Annotated in this window: 16 protein-coding genes; 7 read left to right on the forward strand and 9 right to left on the reverse strand. The window is 71.4% G+C overall.

Features of this window, described 5'->3' with window-relative positions; translation table 11 throughout:
• Positions 1–340 (forward strand): hypothetical protein (locus tag KF737_RS21875; RefSeq protein ID WP_296460495.1); only part of this gene is annotated, 340 nt, incomplete at its 5' end.
• Positions 341–344: 4 nt separating this feature from the next.
• Here the strand turns inward: KF737_RS21875 and KF737_RS21880 are convergent.
• From KF737_RS21880 to KF737_RS21890, 3 genes are all read right to left on the reverse strand, one after another.
• On the reverse strand, positions 345–1358 hold the full coding sequence (locus KF737_RS21880; protein WP_296460499.1) for a hypothetical protein: 1014 nt from the start codon (positions 1356–1358) through the stop codon (positions 345–347).
• Between the two features lie 2 nt (positions 1359–1360).
• Entirely contained in the window at positions 1361–2617 is a 1257-nt protein-coding gene (locus KF737_RS21885; RefSeq protein ID WP_296460504.1) for a serine hydrolase, read from the reverse strand.
• A 103-nt stretch (positions 2618–2720) separates the two neighbouring features.
• Entirely contained in the window at positions 2721–4298 is a 1578-nt protein-coding gene (locus KF737_RS21890; protein ID WP_296460506.1) for a sulfatase, read from the reverse strand.
• A gap of 113 nt (positions 4299–4411) precedes the next feature.
• Here KF737_RS21890 and KF737_RS21895 point away from each other — a divergent pair, with 113 nt between their 5' ends.
• Entirely contained in the window at positions 4412–5731 is a 1320-nt protein-coding gene (locus KF737_RS21895; RefSeq protein WP_296460508.1) for a dicarboxylate/amino acid:cation symporter, read from the forward strand.
• Positions 5732–5901: 170 nt separating this feature from the next.
• Here KF737_RS21895 and KF737_RS21900 read toward each other — a convergent pair whose 3' ends face one another.
• The 3 genes from KF737_RS21900 to KF737_RS21910 form a co-directional block, all read right to left on the reverse strand.
• Positions 5902–6327, reverse strand: coding sequence for a response regulator (locus tag KF737_RS21900; protein WP_296460511.1), 426 nt, complete (start codon positions 6325–6327; stop codon positions 5902–5904).
• 562 nt (positions 6328–6889) lie between these two features.
• Positions 6890–8017 (reverse strand): helix-turn-helix transcriptional regulator, encoded by a 1128-nt coding sequence (locus KF737_RS21905; protein WP_296460514.1) that lies wholly within the window; start codon positions 8015–8017, stop codon positions 6890–6892.
• The gene (locus KF737_RS21910) at positions 7942–9810 is read right to left on the reverse strand and encodes an HWE histidine kinase domain-containing protein (protein WP_296460517.1); all 1869 of its coding nucleotides are present in this window, start codon (positions 9808–9810) and stop codon (positions 7942–7944) included. Before KF737_RS21910 ends, KF737_RS21905 begins: the two co-directional genes overlap by 76 nt.
• 96 nt (positions 9811–9906) lie before the next feature.
• Here KF737_RS21910 and KF737_RS21915 point away from each other — a divergent pair, with 96 nt between their 5' ends.
• Positions 9907–10299, forward strand: a complete 393-nt coding sequence (locus KF737_RS21915; RefSeq protein ID WP_296460520.1) for an EthD domain-containing protein — start codon at positions 9907–9909, stop codon at positions 10297–10299.
• A gap of 45 nt (positions 10300–10344) precedes the next feature.
• Here the strand turns inward: KF737_RS21915 and KF737_RS21920 are convergent, their stop codons facing one another.
• Both KF737_RS21920 and KF737_RS21925 read right to left on the reverse strand, forming a co-directional pair.
• Positions 10345–10737 carry a hypothetical protein gene (locus KF737_RS21920; RefSeq protein WP_296460523.1) on the reverse strand — a complete coding sequence of 131 codons (393 nt, stop codon included), beginning with the start codon at positions 10735–10737 and terminating at the stop codon, positions 10345–10347.
• Between the two features lie 259 nt (positions 10738–10996).
• Positions 10997–12649 (reverse strand): M28 family peptidase, encoded by a 1653-nt coding sequence (locus KF737_RS21925; protein WP_296460526.1) that lies wholly within the window; start codon positions 12647–12649, stop codon positions 10997–10999.
• A gap of 71 nt (positions 12650–12720) precedes the next feature.
• Here KF737_RS21925 and KF737_RS21930 point away from each other — a divergent pair, with 71 nt between their 5' ends.
• From KF737_RS21930 to KF737_RS21945, 4 genes are all read left to right on the forward strand, one after another.
• Positions 12721–12987: a hypothetical protein gene (locus KF737_RS21930; protein WP_296460529.1), complete on the forward strand. Its 267-nt coding sequence runs from the start codon at positions 12721–12723 to the stop codon at positions 12985–12987.
• 160 nt (positions 12988–13147) lie between these two features.
• The gene (locus KF737_RS21935) at positions 13148–13810 is read left to right on the forward strand and encodes a hypothetical protein (protein WP_296460532.1); all 663 of its coding nucleotides are present in this window, start codon (positions 13148–13150) and stop codon (positions 13808–13810) included.
• Between the two features lie 4 nt (positions 13811–13814).
• Positions 13815–14213 carry a phage holin family protein gene (locus tag KF737_RS21940; protein WP_296460534.1) on the forward strand — a complete coding sequence of 133 codons (399 nt, stop codon included), beginning with the start codon at positions 13815–13817 and terminating at the stop codon, positions 14211–14213.
• Positions 14210–15064: a DUF3618 domain-containing protein gene (locus KF737_RS21945; protein ID WP_296460537.1), complete on the forward strand. Its 855-nt coding sequence runs from the start codon at positions 14210–14212 to the stop codon at positions 15062–15064. The genes KF737_RS21940 and KF737_RS21945 overlap by 4 nt, the downstream gene beginning before the upstream one ends.
• 85 nt (positions 15065–15149) lie before the next feature.
• On the opposite strand, the gene KF737_RS21950 is transcribed toward KF737_RS21945, so the two are convergent.
• Positions 15150–15926, reverse strand: a 777-nt coding sequence (locus KF737_RS21950; protein ID WP_296460540.1) for a copper resistance protein B, incomplete at its 5' end; no start/stop codon positions are given.

Here is a 15926-nt window from a genome sequence, read left to right on the forward strand (position 1 = left end):
GGTGGCGGCCCGCCTCGGCGAGGTGACGGTGCTGGGCCGGGTGTCGTGCTACCCGGGCGTGGGGTCGATCGCCGAGCGGGCGGCGCTGGCCGCCGCGGCCAGGGCGGCCGGGGGTCCGGTTCCCGAGGCGGCGCCCAGCGTGACGGTCGACCTCGACCTCGGCGTCGACCGCATCCACCTGGACCAGAAAGGCGCCGAGGCGGTGGAGGCCGACCTGCGGCGTGTTCGGCCGGGCAGCGAGCCGCCGGGCTATGCGGTCCTGTCCATCGGCCGCGACGGCAAGGCCCGCGTGAAGGGCCTCATCGTCGGCAAGCGCCGCGTCGACCTCGCCTGGTGGTGACGCGCTACTCCGACAGTTCGACCGCGTCGGGCTTGCGGCCCTCCGACTCCGCCTTGCGGGCGCCGGCCAGGATGCCGGGGAGCGAGTAGTTGCCCTCGTGGCAGGCGTATTCGTAGACAGGACCCTTGGCCACGTTGAGGGGCATCTCGGCCTTCCAGACCTGCCTGTAGACCTTCGGGTCGTCGACCTCGAACCGGTAGAGGATCTGGTCCCTGGCGATGCGGGTGAAGCGCTCGGTCACCTTGGCGTCGGGCGAGAGGAAGAGGCTGGCGCCGAAGTAGGGGCGCAGGGACTCGCCGGGATTGAAGCCGGTGGTCTCGACCACGAGGGTGTCGCCCTCCCAGCGGCCGAGCGACTTGCCCATCCACTCGGGTTCGGCGGCGGGCAGGCGGCGCCTGTCGGCCAGGCGGATCACGCGGGCGTCGTGGTTCATCTCGACCACGATGACGACGGCGTCGTTCGACTGCTGGATCTGGTAATGGTTGTTGTAGAGCACGTTCATCATCGGCGGGCCGGCCGTGGAGCCGAAGCCCAGGATGCAGCGTTCGCCCAGCGGCCGCGCCTCGGGCCCGTCGAAGGTGTTGCGCACCTGGGTCAGCGTGTCCTGGTAGAGCTTCCAGCCCGCGGGCGTGTAGGGCAGCTTGCCGTCGGCGGGCTCGACGAGCCAGGAGGTGCGCACCTCGCCGGCGATACGGCCCATGCGCGTGCCGGGATCGACCCAGAACGAATTGTAGCCGCCGGGATCGTCGCCCGCCGCGGGCGCGCCGGCGGCGGGGTCGGACGGGCGGTTCTGGGCGGCCATCATGCGGGCGCGCAGGGCCTCGGCCTGCTGGGCCTGGGCCTCGGTGATGGTCAGCGTCCTGAACTGCGGGCCGCGCTCCAGGCTGGTCAGCGAGGCGTTGGTCCAGACGCCCTCCAGGTCGGGCTGGCCGAAGGCGTTCCGGGGCGCCTTGTAGGGCGTCTCGGCGGCCGCCGTCGCGGCGAAGGCGAGGGCGGCCAGGGCGAGGAGGGCGCGCATGCTCAGCCCTTCCTGTCCGTGAGCGCGGCGTAGACCGCGGTGGGCGAGATCAGGCGCAGGTCGGGCGTGCCGCCGCCCGGGACCGAGCCGCGGATGTTCTGGATCATGCCGACGAAGACGATGTCGTGGGTGGGGTCGATCCAGAACCAGGTGCCGAAGGCGCCGCCCCACCAGTAGCTGTCCTGGCCCTGCGGCAGGCCGCTCTCGGCCGGGCGCTCGTGGACGGCGAAGTCCAGGCCGAAGCCGATCCCCTTCTGCACGGGGCCGTAGAGGTCGACGCCGACGCCGGGCCGCAGCACCGACCTGCGCATGAGCCTGACGGTCTCGGGCTTCAGCACGCGCGCGCCTTCGAGCTCGCCGCCGTTCAGCAGGGCCTGGCAGAAGCGGAAGTAGTCCGAGGCCGTGGAGACGAGGCCGCCCGACCCGGCCAGGAAGCGCGGCTTGCTGGTGGCGGGACGCGGCGTGTCGGCGGCCGGGCCGATCCTGCCGGCGGCGTCGTAGGTATGGATCCGCACCAGGCGCGACAGCTTCGACGGGTCCACCCAGAACTGGGTGTCGGGCATCTTCAGGGGATCGAAGATGTGGCGCTGGAAGTAGTCTGCGAGATCCATGCCCGACAGCTTTTCAACGACATAGCCCTGGATATTCACGCAAGGGCCATAGGCCCAGTCCGTGCCCGGCTGGCTGACCAGGGGCAGCTTGGCCAGCTTGTCGATCATGCCCTGCAGGTCGGTTTCGTTGAGGCCCGCCTTGTCGTAGACGGCGCTGACGCCGAAGCCGGCCGTATGGCTCATGAGCTGGGCCATGGTCATCGGCGTGGCCGGGTCGACCAGGGTGTCGCCGGCCTTCACCTTGAGGCCCGCGAACTCGGGGATGTGCGTGGCGACCGGGTCGTCGAGCTTCCACTTGCCCTGTTCCCAGAGCTGCATCATCGCCACGCCCGTGATCGGCTTGGTCATCGAGGCGATGCGGAAGATGGAATCCGTGGCCATCGGCGCCGGGCCGGACGCGTCCTGCTTCCCGTAGGCGTCGAGGTTCACGACCTTGCCCTTGCGGGCCAGCAGGGTGACCACGCCGGCCAGCTTCTGCTGGTCGACGAGGGCGTGCATCTCGCTGTTGAGTTTCGCGACGCCCGCGGCCGAGAAGCCGGCGGAGGCGGGCGGCTGCACCGCGATCCTCGCCCAGGCCCGGCTTGCAGACAGGGGCGCGGCGAACCCCGCGGCGGCGGCGCCCAGCAGCAGGCTGCGTCGGTCGAGCATCGTCTCATCCTCCCCCAGGGGCCGGGTCCGGTCGGCCGGACTCTCATGGCGCGCAGGATTCCCTGTCTTCGAAGCCTGGACCAGCCGTTTTGCGCGGATGTTTCTATCGCGTGCCGGGGCCGGCCCGCCGGGTGAACTGCGGCGGGAAGGGACCCTGTGGCGCGCCGTCCGCCCGCCGGAGCATGGCGCGGAAGCCCGCATCGCGCGGCAACGGGATGTCCCCGCCGTCGGTGGCCGCCAGCATGTCGAAGAGGCGGCCGTTCAACTGCTTCACGATCGCCTCGTGGCCGGGGCTGAAGATCAGGTTTTCGGCTTCGAGCGGATCGGCCTCGAGGTCGTACAGTTCGTCGATGTCCCAGAGCCCGTGGTAGCGGATGTACTTGTACCTCTGCTCGCGCACCGCGTGGACCGTCGGCGTCATCGGGAAGTTCCGTTCCCAGTAATACTCGTAGAGCAGCGACTGGCGCCACGGGACCGCCTCGCCCCGGGCCAGGGGCAGGGCGTCGGCGCCGGCGAGCCCCTTGGGGGCCTTCAGGCCCGCGGCCGCCAGCAGGGTCGGCGCGACGTCGATGTTCGCCACCACCTGCTCCACGACCGTGCCCGCGCGGAAGAGGTCCGGACAGCGCGCCAGCATGGGGATGCGGATCGATTCCTCGTAGGCGGTGCGCTTGTCGATCAGGCCGTGCTCGCCGAAGGCGAAGCCGTTGTCGCCCATGTAGAGGATCAGGGTGGAGTCGAGGGCGCCGCGCCCCTCCAGGTGGTCCATCACGCGGCCCGCGCTCTCGTCGACGGCCAGCAGGGTCTCGGCGTAGCGACGGTAGTAGTCGGCGATGTCGATACGGGAATGGTACGGGAAATCAACGCCGTGCCAGCTATTCCTCTGGTCCTGCACCCAGCGCGGCCGCGTGCCCGGATCGGCCGGCGGCGCCAGGGTGGCCGGGTAGCGGAACGGCGCCTTGGCGTAGCGGCCCTTGTGCCGTTCGGCGGGCACGAAGTCGGAATGCACGGCCTTGTGCGACAGGAACAGGAAGAAGGGCCGGTCGCCCTTGCGGCCCTCCAGCCACTTCAGCGCGTAGTCCGTGAGCTCATCGGTGATGTAGCCCTGCTGCGCGACCTTGCGGCCGTCGACGTTCAGGCCGCTCGGGTTCGGCAGGTAGGTCCCCTGGCCCTTGAAGCTGACCCAGTGGTCGAAGCCCGGCTGCGGGTCGTCGCCCTCGGGGCCCATGTGCCACTTGCCGATGAAGGCGGTCTCGTAGCCGGCGCGCTGGAGATGCTCGGGGAAGAAGGTCAGGCCCGGGTCGATGGCATGGTTGTTGTCCACCACGCGGTGCTGGTGGGCGTAGAGGCCGGTGAGGATCGAGGCGCGCGAGGGCGAGCAGAGCGCCGTCGTGACCATGGCGTTCTTGAAGTGGACCCCCTCGGACGCCAGCCGGTCGAGGTTCGGCGTCTCCAGGAAGGGCTGCGCCTTCAGGAACCCGAGGGCGTCGTAGCGGTGGTCGTCGGTCAGGATCACCACGATGTTGCGCGGCTTCACGCCGGGCCGTTTCGCGAGCGGCGCCGGGCGCTTCCGGGGCGCGGGCGGGGCGGCGGCCTCGGCGGCCCAGGAGAACAGGCCCATCGGCGCGCCCAGGCCCATGGCCGCCAGCAGCACGCGGCGGTCTCCGGAAACCTCGTTCGTCATGTCGCTCCCCCTTGCCGCCGCCATCCCGGGCGCTTCGGGGCCGGGCGTCAAGCGGGCAAGACGCGTCCCGCGCCTGTTGCTAGGGTCGCGCGAACGATCCGGGGGAATCGAGGGTGAGCGACACGGCGGGCGCGGCGCGGAAGCCGCTCTGGACGCATCTCTACGTGCAGGTGATCGCGGCCATCGCGCTGGGGGCGCTGATCGGCCACGTCTGGCCGGCGACGGGCGAGGCGCTGAAGCCGCTGGGCGACGCCTTCATCAAGCTGGTGAAGATGATCATCGCGCCGGTGATCTTCCTGACGGTCACGACCGGCATCGCCCACATGCGCGACCTGGGGAAGGCGGGCGGCACGGCCGTGAAGGCCTTCGCCTACTTCATCGCCGTGTCGAGCCTGGCGCTGGTGGTGGGGCTGATCGTGGCCAACACCGTCCATCCCGGCTGGGCGATGGCGGCGGTCGACCCGGCGACGCTGGATGTGGCCAAGGTCACCGGCTACGCGGAGAAGGCGCACGACCTGACGATCGTCGGCTTCCTGATGGACGTGATCCCGAGCTCGGTCGCGGGGGCGTTCGCCGAGGGCAACATCCTGCAGGTGCTGTTCTTCGCCATCCCGTTCGGCATCGCGCTCGCGATGATCGGCGAGAAGGGCCGGCCGGTGCTGCAGGTCCTCGATTCCGCGGCCCAGGCGTTCTTCAGGCTGGTGGCGATCTTCATGCGCGCGGCGCCGATCGGGGCGTTCGGGGCCTTCGCCTTCACGATCGGCAAGTACGGCATCCAGTCGGTGGCCAGCCTCGCGGGGCTGGTGGCGACCTTCTACATCACCTCGATCCTCTTCGTGCTGGTGGTGCTGGGCGCCATCGCGGCGCTGAACGGCTTCTCGATCCTGAAGCTGATCCGCTACCTGAAGGAGGAACTGCTGCTGGTCCTCGGGACCTCGTCGTCCGAGGCGGCGCTGCCCTCGCTGCTGGAGAAGATGGAGCGGGCCGGGGCGGCCAAGCCGGTCGTGGGCCTCGTCGTGCCGACCGGCTATTCGTTCAACCTCGACGGCACCAACATCTACATGACGCTGGCGGCGCTGTTCATCGCCCAGGCGATGCGGATCGACCTGACCCTGGAGCAGCAGCTCCTGCTGCTGGGCGTGGCGATGCTGAGCTCGAAGGGGGCGGCGGGGGTGACGGGCGCGGGCTTCATCACGCTCGCGGCCACGCTTCAGGTGGTTCCGACGGTGCCGCTGGCGGGCATGACGCTGATCCTCGGCATCGACCGGTTCATGAGCGAGTGCCGCGCGCTGACCAACTTCGTCGGCAATGCGGTGGCCAGCCTGGTGGTGGCGCGCTGGGAGGGCCAGCTCGATCGCGGGAAGCTGCGCCTGGCCCTGGACGGCGGCCCCGCGCCCCTCGCCGGGAAGCCGGTCGAGGCGGACGCGGACTGACCGGCGACGCTCCGGGCGCGTCGTCGCCATCGATTCGGCCACGAACCACACGAAAGACACGAACAGGCCCTGCGGGCGAGAGACGCAATGCCTCGCCCCATCTGCTGAGTGTTCGTGCCTTTCGTGTGGTTCGTGGTTGAAAGATACGGCGCCTGCGGCGCGTTCCGAGGTCAGCCCGCGCGGCTCAGGGCGGCGGGGGCGGCGGCGACGCAGCGCTTGATCGAGGCCATCAGGCCCGAGACCAGGATCGGCTTCGACACGAAGTCGGAGAAGCCCAGCGCGATGTATTCCGCCGGGCGGCGCGAATAGATGTCGGCGGTGAGCGCGATGACGGGCACGCTGCGCTCGGGCCCCGGCGAGGCGCGCAGGCGCTGGATGACCTCGATGCCGGTCATGCCGGGCATGTGGATGTCGAGCAGGACGAGGTCGAAGGCCTCGACCGCCAGGCGCTCCAGGGCGTCGTGGCCCGAGCAGGCGATCACCCCCTGGTGCCCGAAGGCGCCGAGGATCTCCTGCACGACGCGCAGGTTCATCGGGTCGTCATCGACGTGCAGGACCTTCAGCGGCCTCACGCCGTCGCCAGTCGTCTCCGACACTGGACTGCTCCGGCTCCGGGCGCGCTGGGGGGTTGGAGCGCCCTTACCGTCGGACCTTGGCCGTCGGCCGTTTAAGGTAACTTTATCAAAGAGGCTGAATCCGCGTTAACGGCGCCCGATTCGCCGAATTTTCTTCAGCAAACACCGGCGGTCGCGGTCGCGGAAGGTGGTTTCCGGGCGCGCTCACACACCCGTGGCCACCCTGGAAGGGTTAAGCACTCCGCCCGGCCGGCGCACCGGCGTCGCGCTCGTTCAGACCAGCCGCGCGACCGCCGCGACCACCCCTGCGGCCGATGCCGCCAGCGCCACCATCTCCGTCAGTCGCGACCAGCGGATCACGTAGCGGGTGGGCGTGGCGCGCAACGGTCGTCCTCGAATCGTCGTCTGGGGCTCGCCATCCGGAAATCCCCGCTGCCAGGGGGAGGGTGTGGGGTCGCGGAGTCTGGAAGGCCTGGGGTCGGGGCCTTCGATCCGGATGGCGAGATCTCGTAAATCCAGTTGTTGGGAGTTTAGTAAATACTGGATTCCAGGCTGTCAACCGCGTTCGGCTCAGGGTCCTGATCTAGCAGCCCGGACCGTCGGCGAGGCGCATCATCAGCTTCACGAGCTCGGCCTGCCGGGAGACGCCGGTCTTGTCGAAGATGCGGGCGAGCTGGAAGCGGACGGTGTTGGCGCTGACGCCGAAGCGCCCGGCGGCCTCGGCCAGGGTCAGGCCCTCGAAGACCGCGGCGGCGAGCCGGACCTCGGCGGGCGTCAGGTCGAACAGCTCGCGCAACGCATCGGCCGGGGCGGCCAGCTCGGCTTCGAGGTCGTTGACGCAGACCATCGCCATGTGGCGGCCGCCGAGCACCGGGTGGCGCGTCACGCCCACCGGCGACACCTGCACCGAGAGCGGCGTGCGCGTCTCGGGCAGGGGAACGCGCAGGGCGCCGCCCACGCGCTGGCCGTCGAGGCCGGCGGCGGCGCCGATCAGCCGTTCGAGCTGGCGGCCGGCCTCGGGCGAGTCGGCGGCGAGCCGGCCCTGGAAGACGCGCAGGCCGCGGCGCGTGGCCAGGAGGCGCTCGGCGGCGGCGTTGGCGAACCGCACGGCGCCGCGGACGTCGACGATCAGGACGGCCCGGGTCGAGCGTTCGAGCGCCTCGGCGAGGTCGGGGCTGGCGCCGGCGTCGGCCAGGATGCGGCCGACCCGCAGGGCGCGCGCGAGGTGTGGGACGAGCGCCTCGGCCGCCGCCACCTCGGACGCCTCGAAGCCGCCGCGCGCCAGCGAGCGCCCGACGTTGAGGGTGGTGGCGATCTGGCCGTCGAGGGCGATGCGGATGAAGAGGCCCTCGCCGACGTCCTGGGGGCCGAGGAAGTCGTTGAAGTACTCGGTCCGCAGGTAGCTGTCCCAGTCGATGCGGTCGCGCCGCGCCCCGACGCCGGGCCGCCAGCCGGCGACGTAGCTCTCGACGCCCTCGACGAGGGTGAAGGGGTTGGTCCGCCAGTAGTGCTCTTCATAGGCGGGAATGGTGGCCGGGTCGGACCGAGGCGCCATCACCTCGCCCCGGCCGACCGCGAGGTCGAAGCGGGTGAGCGCCGGCAGGTTGCCGCCGACGCGGTCGGCGACCTGGGCGATCACCGCGGGCCAGAGGTCGGGTTCGAGGGCCGTGGCGTAGATCGCGTCGACCAGCGGATCGGCGTCGTCGAGCATGGGCTCAGACGCCCGCGCGGGCGGCCGCCCGCATCGTCGACCCGGGCCGGCGCGACGGGCCCGGCGCCGCGGCGCGGAGTCCGTCGACCGGACGCTCTTGCGAGGATGCGTACACGATCGGCCCCGTCTCGGGCCGCGAACGGCGTTCGGCGACCCGGTTGCACTTCGACCATAGGCTGGCCCGAGCCGGTCGCGCCAGCATCATCCATTTGGATTATGCCGCCCCGGGCCGCCCCCCATCCGCCCCGCGCCGCCGAGCGGCGGCGGATCATCCGTTCGGCTGATGCGAGCCAGCGTGCGACGATCTCAGGTCGGGGCGGCGGCGGTCGTCGCCGGCGCCGGTCGCTCGGCCGCGCCCGCGTCCAGCGGGGCGGAGATTCGGCAGACGAGGCCGTCGGCGGCGAAGTCCAGTTCGGCGGTCCCGCCCAGCTCGGCGCGCAGGCCCTGGGTGAGCAGCCGGTCTCCACCCCGCCGCGCAGCGGGGTGGAGACCGGCGGCCCGGCCTGCTCGCGCCACTCCATCTCCAGCCGTGGGCCGGCCGCGGCCCGGGTCACGCGCCATTCGAGCTCGACGCGGCCCACGTCGTTCGAGAGCCCGCCGTACTTGGCGGCGTTGGTGGCCAGTTCGTGCAGCGCCATGGCGAGCCCCAGGGCCGCGCGGGCCGAGAGGCGCACGTCCGGCCCCTCGGCCTGGATCCGCCGCTCGGCGCGGGCGGCGAAGGGCTCCAGCGCCTCGTCGACGATGGCGCGCAGGCCGGCGCCCTGCCAGTTCTCGCGGGTCAGGACGTTGTGCGCCGCCGAGAGCGCCACGAGGCGGGCGGTGAAGAGGTCGATGGTCTGCTCGTGCGGCCGGCCGGCGCGCAGCGTCTGGCGCGCGATCGACTGGACGGTGGCCAGGGTGTTCTTCACCCGGTGGTTCAACTCGTTGATGAGCGGGATGCGGCGTTCCTCGGCGCGCTTGCGCTCGTCGATGTCGATGGCGGCGTTCAGCGTCTTGGCGACCCGGCCCGCGGCGTCGCGCTCGAAGACGGCGCCGCGGTCGAGGATCCAGCGGTAGTTCCCGTCGGGATGGCGGACCCTGAGTTCGATCTCCATCACCGACCCGTCGGGCCGGCGGGAGAGCGCGACCACCCGGTCGATGACCTTCTGCAGGTCGTCTGGGTGGATGAGGCCGCGGAAGAAGGCGCGGTCCGAGGCCTGCATGTGCTCGGCGGTATAGCCGTAGACCGCCTCCATCATCCCGGCGGCCCAGGTTACGCGGCCCTCGGCGTAGTCGAAGATGTAGTTGGCGGTGGGCGTGACGGCGTTGATGTGGTTCAGCCGCGCCTCGTTCTCGCGGACGCTGCGGTCCAGCGCCTGGGTCTCGGTGACGTCGTAGAGGCTGACGATGGCGCCGGTGACGGGCGTCTTGCCGCCGCCGCGCGGGGAGACGTGCAGGCGCACGTCGCGGGCCTGGCCCGTCATGTCGCGCAGCGAGGCTTCGGTGGCGAACTCGCGGCCGCCCAGGGCCTCGGCCACCGGGTCGGCGAGGATGCCGCGGAGCGCCGGGCCGACGGCCTCGGCCTCGTCCAGCCCAATGGCGGGCGACGGCGCGGCGAGCCAGGGTTGCATGGCGGGGTTCGCGTAGTCGAGGCGGCGTTCGGCGTTGATCGCCATCACGCCCCACGGCGCGGCGTTGACCATGCGGTAGAGGCTGAGGCGGTCGATCGGCGGCTTGGCGGCGAGCTCAGCCTCGAGCTCGGCCACGCGGGCGCGCAGCCTCGCGGCTTCGGGATCGTCGGACGGCGGTGACATCGCGCCCCTCAAGCACCTTGCACCTTACGGTAGCGTGGCCGGCGCAGCCTGGCGAGGCAACTCGCATGCTAGGCTGCGGGGACGAAGGGACCTGCCATGATCAAGCTCACGTTCTGCCTCGTGCGGCTGCCGCATCTGAGCCGCGCCGACTTCCAGGCCTATTGGCGCGGGACGCACGCGCCGCTGGTGGCGAGCGTGGCCGAGACACTGAGGATCCGCCGCTACGTGCAGATGCACAGCCTGCCGGAAGAGGCCAGCGCGGGCATCCGCGCCAGCCGCGACGCGCCGGCCGAGTACGACGGCGTGGCCGAGCTGTGGTTCGACAGCCTGGAGGCGCTCGCGGAAAACGGCCGCCGCCCGGAGGCCCAGGCGGCGGGCGCGATGCTGCTCGAGGACGAGAAGCGGTTCATCGACCTGCCCAGGTCACCGCTGTGGTGGGGGCAGGAGCATGTGATCGTCGAAGGCTCAAGACCTTCGCTTAGGATTTAGACCATTCGGCTTCCCGGCCTCGGACCTGCCTAAGCGCCGAATGGTCTAGCAGCGGTAGCTGCGCTCGATCATCACGTTGCGGCGGATGTAGGGGTCCCAGACCCGCTCGCGGGTGACGCAGGTGCGCGGGCCGCGGTCGTAGTAGCTGCCGTAGTAGCCGTCGTCGCGCGGGTCGTAGCGATAGCCGTTGTCGTAGTAGCCGCGCGAGGAATACCCGCTGGAGTAGTAGCTGCTGGAGCGGCCTCGGTTGCCGTCGGCGATGGCCGCGCCGATGGCGAGGCCCGCGATGCCGGCGATGGCGGCCGTGGCGGCGGTGTTTCCGCTCGAGTGGTGGCGGTAGTAGCGATAACGGCTGTCGGCCTGGGCCGGCGCGGCCGCCGCCAGCACGGCGCCGCCGAACGTCAGCGCGGCCAGGGCCGAGGCGATGAACTTGCGCATGGATGCCTCCTGATGTTGGAGCCAGTTAACGCGCAAGCCGCCTGAACCGAGCCTGAACGGGCGGTTTAGCTGGAGAGGAACTCCAGGTCCCACTTCGAGCCTCCGCAGAAGCGGAGGCTCAGTCATTTGGAACCGCGGAAGAACGCGGAATCTGCACCGGCGCTTTCCGCGCCATTCCGCGTATTCCGCGGTTCATCGAATCGGAAGGCGCCGCCTCGCGGCTTCTCAGGGCGAAGTGGCTTGGCGCCCTTCGTGGTTGCTACCGCCGTTCCGCGGCGCTCTTCGCGCGGATGGGCTTGAACTCCGAGGTGTCGTTCCAGTCGGGCCAGGTCGTCGAGTTGGCCAGGTCGCGGCCGGCTTCGAAGGCGAGTTGGACGTCGGCGGCGCCGCCGCGATAGTCCTGGCCGGGCTCCCAGCGGTCGCAGGTCTGGTGGTAGCATCTGGCGGTGTAGTCCTCGACCCAGCGGTCGCCGGCCGCGCGCCCGCCGGTTTCCAGGTTGGCGCCGCCGCTCATGCCCATGAAGAGGACGGTCGGCACGCCGCGCTTGGCCACCGAGAAGTGGTCGGCGCGGTAGAAGAGGGCGCGTTCGGGGCGCGGGTCGGGGGTGATGGTGCGGCCGTGCCTGGCGGCCACCGTCGCGAGGTGGGCTTCGAGCAGGTTCTGGCCGGCGCCGACCAGGACCACGTCGCGGGCGGGACCCGCGGTCTGCAGGACGTCGTAGGTGTAGTTGGCGACCATCTTCGGCAGTTCCGCCTCGTGCGCCTGGGCCCAGTACTCACTGCCCAGCAGGCCGCGCTCCTCGGCGGTCCAGGCGGCGAAGAGGATGCTGCGGTCGGGCGCGGGGCCGGCCTTGAAGGCCCTGGCCGTCTCGATCACGCCGGCGACTCCGACAGCGTCGTCGACCGCGCCCGGGCGGATCGTGGCGCCGTCGGGCGAGGCGGGGCCGACGCCGTAGGCGTCCCAGTGGGCGGCGTAGAGGATGGTCTCGTCGGGCCGCTTCGCGCCGGTGATCTTCGCCAGCACGTTGCGGCTCTCCAGCCGCGTGAAGCTGTTGGGGTAGTCGGCCGAGAAGGTCGCGCCCTTCAGCGTGACGGGCGTGAAGCCGGCGGTGCGGGCGCGGGCCTTCTCGGCCTCGAAGTCGAGGCCCGCCTGCCGGAAGAGGTCGACGGCCAGGTCGCGCTGGATCCAGCCCTGGAGCAGCAGCTTGTCCTTCGCCGGGTCCTTGCGGACCACGTCGTAGCTCTCGTTGTTGCTGGCCACGACCGTGTTCCAGCCATAGGCCGCGCCGGCGGTCTCGTGGACGATCAGCATGCCCAGCGCGCCGCGCCGGACCGCCTCTTCGTACTTGTAGACCCAGCGGCCGTAGAAGGTGGCCGCGCGCCCGCCGAACCTGCCGGCCACCGGCTCGCCGTCCTTCGCCTCGAAGTCGGGGTCGTTGATGAGGACGAGCGCGATCTTGCCCTTCAGGTCCACGCCCTTGAAGTCGTCCCAGCCGCGCTCGGGGGCGGTGACGCCGTAGCCGACGAAGACCAGCGGCGCGGCGCGGATCGCCACCCGCTCGACCGGCCGCTGGGTCTCGATGCGCAGGTCGGCCTGCTCGTGCAGCGATTTCGCCTGGCCGCCGACGGCCAGGGTGTAGGTCCCGCCGGGCTTCGTCTGGTAGCGCCAGAGGGGCACGTCCTGTGTCCACCCCCCGTCGTCGCCCGCCGGCTCCAGGCCCAGCTTGCTGAATTCCGAGACGATGAAGTCGATGGTCCTCTGCTCGCCCGGACCGCCCGGCGCGCGCCCTGCATAGGGTTCGGAGGCCAGTTCGCGGGTGATGTCGGAAAGCCGCTCGGCGGAGATTTCCTGCGCCGACGCGGCGGAAACCGCGGCGAAAGCGAAAATGAGGGCTGGAAAGAGTCGCGTCATACCTTTCGTATAGAAGCGAAAGCCAACGACCGCGCGTGCGTTCGATGCGGCGAGGGCGACAGGGTGTGGAAATGGGTGTGTTCGACGACACGACTCGCAAGCTGGGCAGGAAGTCCGCGGAACTGGCCCGGCATCTGAAGCCCGAGGGGCTGGCGGGGCCTTACGACAGCTACGAGGGCTACGACGAGGACGGCCGCGCACGGGTCGCGCGCCGGCGCCTCGCGGCGGCTCAGCGCACGGTGGAGGCGGCCTTCGAGCGGGAGGCGCTCGCCATGGGCGCGCTGGGGCTCGCCATCGGGCTGGCGCTCGGCATCACCATCGCGCGGCGTCGCCGCTAAGCATCATCCCGCTCATCCCGGGATGAGCGGATTTTCAAAGTCTTCCTGAAAAAAGAAAGCTTTGCTGTTCGCGGACATGCGACCGGCGGGCGGGTTCGTGCGTTGTCGGATCGAGTGGGCGGCCGGGACGGTCGCCCTGCGCCTGACAGCGGAGCGGATCATGAGCGACATCGACACCGGCATCACAGGGACGACGGGCGCGACGAGCCGCACGGGGCAGGCCCGCGAACTGCTTGGCCAGGCCGGCGAGACGCTGAAGGCCGAGGCGCAGAGCTTCGCCAGCGCCGCGCAGGACCGGGTCCGCAGCGAGGCGCATAGGGGCGCGCAGGCCGGCGCCAGGACCCTGGGCGACTTCGCCAACGCCGTGCGCCGGGCCGGCGACGAACTGGCGAGCGCCGACCAGAGCCCGGCCTCGCGCATCGTGCGCCAGGCCGCCGACGGTCTGGAGAGCCTGTCGCGCAACCTCGCGGGCAAGGAGCCCGGCGACCTCGTGGACGCCGTGCGCGACTTCGGCCGCAGGAATCCCGCGGCGTTCATCGGCGGCGCCGTGCTGGCCGGCATCGCCATCGGGCGGTTCGTGCGCGCGTCGGAGAAGCCGCACATGCGCTTCCACCTGAGCGAGCAGGACCTCGCCCACGTGGAGGAGGACGCCTTCGACGGGCCGGCCGAGCTCGGCGCGAGCGGCGGCCTGGCGGCGCCGATCGCCGACGACCTGGGCGACCTGACGGGCTCCGACCCGGCCGCGCAGCCGACGCAGGGCCTCGGCGACGGTCAGACCGACCTGACCCAGGCCGATCCGGCCGCCACGCCGGGAGGCCGCTAGCGCCATGGACGGGGGCTCCGCGCCGCGCGGTTCCGGCATCGGCGATCTCCTGGGCCAGTTGGGCTCGGACCTCGCCGGGCTGATGCGCAAGGAATCCGAGCTGATCCGCGCCGAGCTCTCCGAGAAGGTGAGCCGGGCGGCCAAGGCGATCGGCGACATCGCCGCCGGCGGGCTGTTGCTGGTGGCGGCGCTGCTGGTGCTGCTGCAGGCGCTGGTGCTGGCGCTGTCGAAGCTGATGGACCCGATCTGGGCGTCGCTGCTGGTGGGCCTGGGCGTAGCCGCGGTCGGCTACCTGCTCGTGCGCGCCGGCATGAAGGCGATCTCGCTCGACGGACTGAAACCCGACCGCACCGCGCGGCAACTCCGCAAGGACGCCGGACTGATCAAGGGAGAACGGCCATGACCAAGACCTCGGCGGATATCGAGCGTGAAGTGGAAGAGACGCGCGGCCGCATCGACCGGACGGTCGAGGCCCTGCGCGAGAAGGTCCAGGAACCCCAGGAACTGTTCGACGAGGCGACGAGGATGATGAACGGAGCCAGCAACAAGGTGCTGACCACGGCGGTGGAACAGCTCAGGGAGAACCCGATCCCTGTGGCCCTGATCGGGTTGGGCCTGGCCTGGCTCGCGGTGGCGCAGACGCGCCGGCCGCGCAGCGGCCTGGCGGGCGAGATGGCGAACGGCGAGGGCTACTACCCCACCTACGAGGGCTACGACGGCGAGGACGAGGGCGTCCGCGCCAAGGTCCGCGCCCGGGCCGAACAGGCGAAGGCGAAGCTGGCGCACACCGCCGAGGCGGCGAAGGCCAGGCTCTCGCAGGCGACCCACGCGGCCGGCGACAGCGTCAGCGACGCGCGCGGCAAGGCCGGGGACCTGTATGATGCGGCCAAGGAGAAGGCCGGCGAGTACGGCGACTACGCCAGGCGCCGGTTCGACGACACGCTGGACGCCGAGCCGCTGGTGATCGGCGCCCTGGGCCTGGCGGTCGGCGCGGCCATCGGCGCGGCTCTGCCCTCCACGCCGGTCGAGCGGCGGTACTTCGGCCCGGCGCGGACCAAGGCGGCGGAAGCGGCGAAGGCCCGGATCGGCGAGGTGCAGGAGGTCGCGACCCGGGCCTACGAGCAGGTCAAGGGCGAGTTGCATCGCCAGACCGGCCCCGCCGGCGACGGCGCCAGCCTGCGCGACAAGGCCTCGGCCATCGCCGGCGCCGGCACGCGCGCCGTGAAGGACGAGATCTCAGGCGCAGCGCACTAGCGGGTCGGTGGGGAGGCTTCATCGGTCTCCCCTCCCTTCGAACGTCATCCCGCGGACAAGCCGCGGGATGACGTTTGTGGGGTTGTCAGAACCAGGCGCGCAGGCCGACCACCAGGCGCGTGTCGTCGGGATCGTCGCCGGCGGCGCGCGCGAAGTCGGCGGTGTCGCCCAGCTTGCGACTCCAGATCACGCCGACGTAGGGCGCGAACTCGGGCGTGACCGCGTAGCGCAGGCGCAGACCCAGCTCGATGTCCGAGAGGCCGGCGCCGACGCCCAGCGCGGGCACGTCCTGCGCCGCGAGCTTGGCCTCGGCGCGGGGCTCCAGGATCAGGCGCTGGGTGAGGCGCAGGTCGTAGGCGCCTTCCAGGCGGGCCGTCAGGTCGCCCTTGTCCGACAGGAAGGCGTGCGCCTCGACGTCGAACCAGTAGGGCGCGAGACCCTCGACGCCGAGGACGGCATAGGTGCGGCGCGGCCGCGGCCGGATGTCCTGGCGGAGGCCGGCCTGGACGTCGAAATAGGGGCCGATGGCGTGCGCCCACAGCGCCTGGACCTCGGCCTGTTCGAGCCCGTGACCCGCGCTCTCGCCCTCGGTCTTCAGGAGCGCGCGGTCGATGTCGCCGCCGAACGAGACGCGGCCTTCCCAGGCATAGCCGTCGGCGCCGCCCGAGGGGCGGTATTCCGCCGTCTCCACCATCACGGTCGTCCAGGCGACATCGCCGTGCTCGCGGCGCAGTTGCTCGCGGGCGGCGGCCATGCGGTCGGCGGGAAAGAAGCGCTCGGCCGGATGATCGGTCGGGATCGGCGGCGCTGGCGTGGCCGCGGCCGGCGGCGCGGCCGGCGCACTGTGGGCGGCGTGCGGGTC

This window comes from Phenylobacterium sp. (genome assembly GCF_019636135.1).
Classification (GTDB): Bacteria; Pseudomonadota; Alphaproteobacteria; order Caulobacterales; family Caulobacteraceae; genus Phenylobacterium.

Bases quoted from the DNA above. Each gene is read 5' to 3' on its own strand.
- KF737_RS21940 (WP_296460534.1), top strand. From the start codon at position 13,815: ATGGACGGGGGCTCCGCGCCGCGCGGTTCCGGCATCGGCGATCTCCTG.
- KF737_RS21920 (WP_296460523.1), bottom strand. From the start codon at position 10,737: ATGCGCAAGTTCATCGCCTCGGCCCTGGCCGCGCTGACGTTCGGCGGC.
- KF737_RS21925 (WP_296460526.1), bottom strand. From the start codon at position 12,649: ATGACGCGACTCTTTCCAGCCCTCATTTTCGCTTTCGCCGCGGTTTCC.
- KF737_RS21890 (WP_296460506.1), bottom strand. From the start codon at position 4,298: ATGACGAACGAGGTTTCCGGAGACCGCCGCGTGCTGCTGGCGGCCATG.
- KF737_RS21930 (WP_296460529.1), top strand. From the start codon at position 12,721: ATGGGTGTGTTCGACGACACGACTCGCAAGCTGGGCAGGAAGTCCGCG.
- KF737_RS21910 (WP_296460517.1), bottom strand. From the start codon at position 9,810: ATGTCACCGCCGTCCGACGATCCCGAAGCCGCGAGGCTGCGCGCCCGC.
- KF737_RS21885 (WP_296460504.1), bottom strand. From the start codon at position 2,617: ATGCTCGACCGACGCAGCCTGCTGCTGGGCGCCGCCGCCGCGGGGTTC.
- KF737_RS21915 (WP_296460520.1), top strand. From the start codon at position 9,907: ATGATCAAGCTCACGTTCTGCCTCGTGCGGCTGCCGCATCTGAGCCGC.
- KF737_RS21905 (WP_296460514.1), bottom strand. From the start codon at position 8,017: ATGCTCGACGACGCCGATCCGCTGGTCGACGCGATCTACGCCACGGCC.
- KF737_RS21880 (WP_296460499.1), bottom strand. From the start codon at position 1,358: ATGCGCGCCCTCCTCGCCCTGGCCGCCCTCGCCTTCGCCGCGACGGCG.
- KF737_RS21935 (WP_296460532.1), top strand. From the start codon at position 13,148: ATGAGCGACATCGACACCGGCATCACAGGGACGACGGGCGCGACGAGC.
- KF737_RS21945 (WP_296460537.1), top strand. From the start codon at position 14,210: ATGACCAAGACCTCGGCGGATATCGAGCGTGAAGTGGAAGAGACGCGC.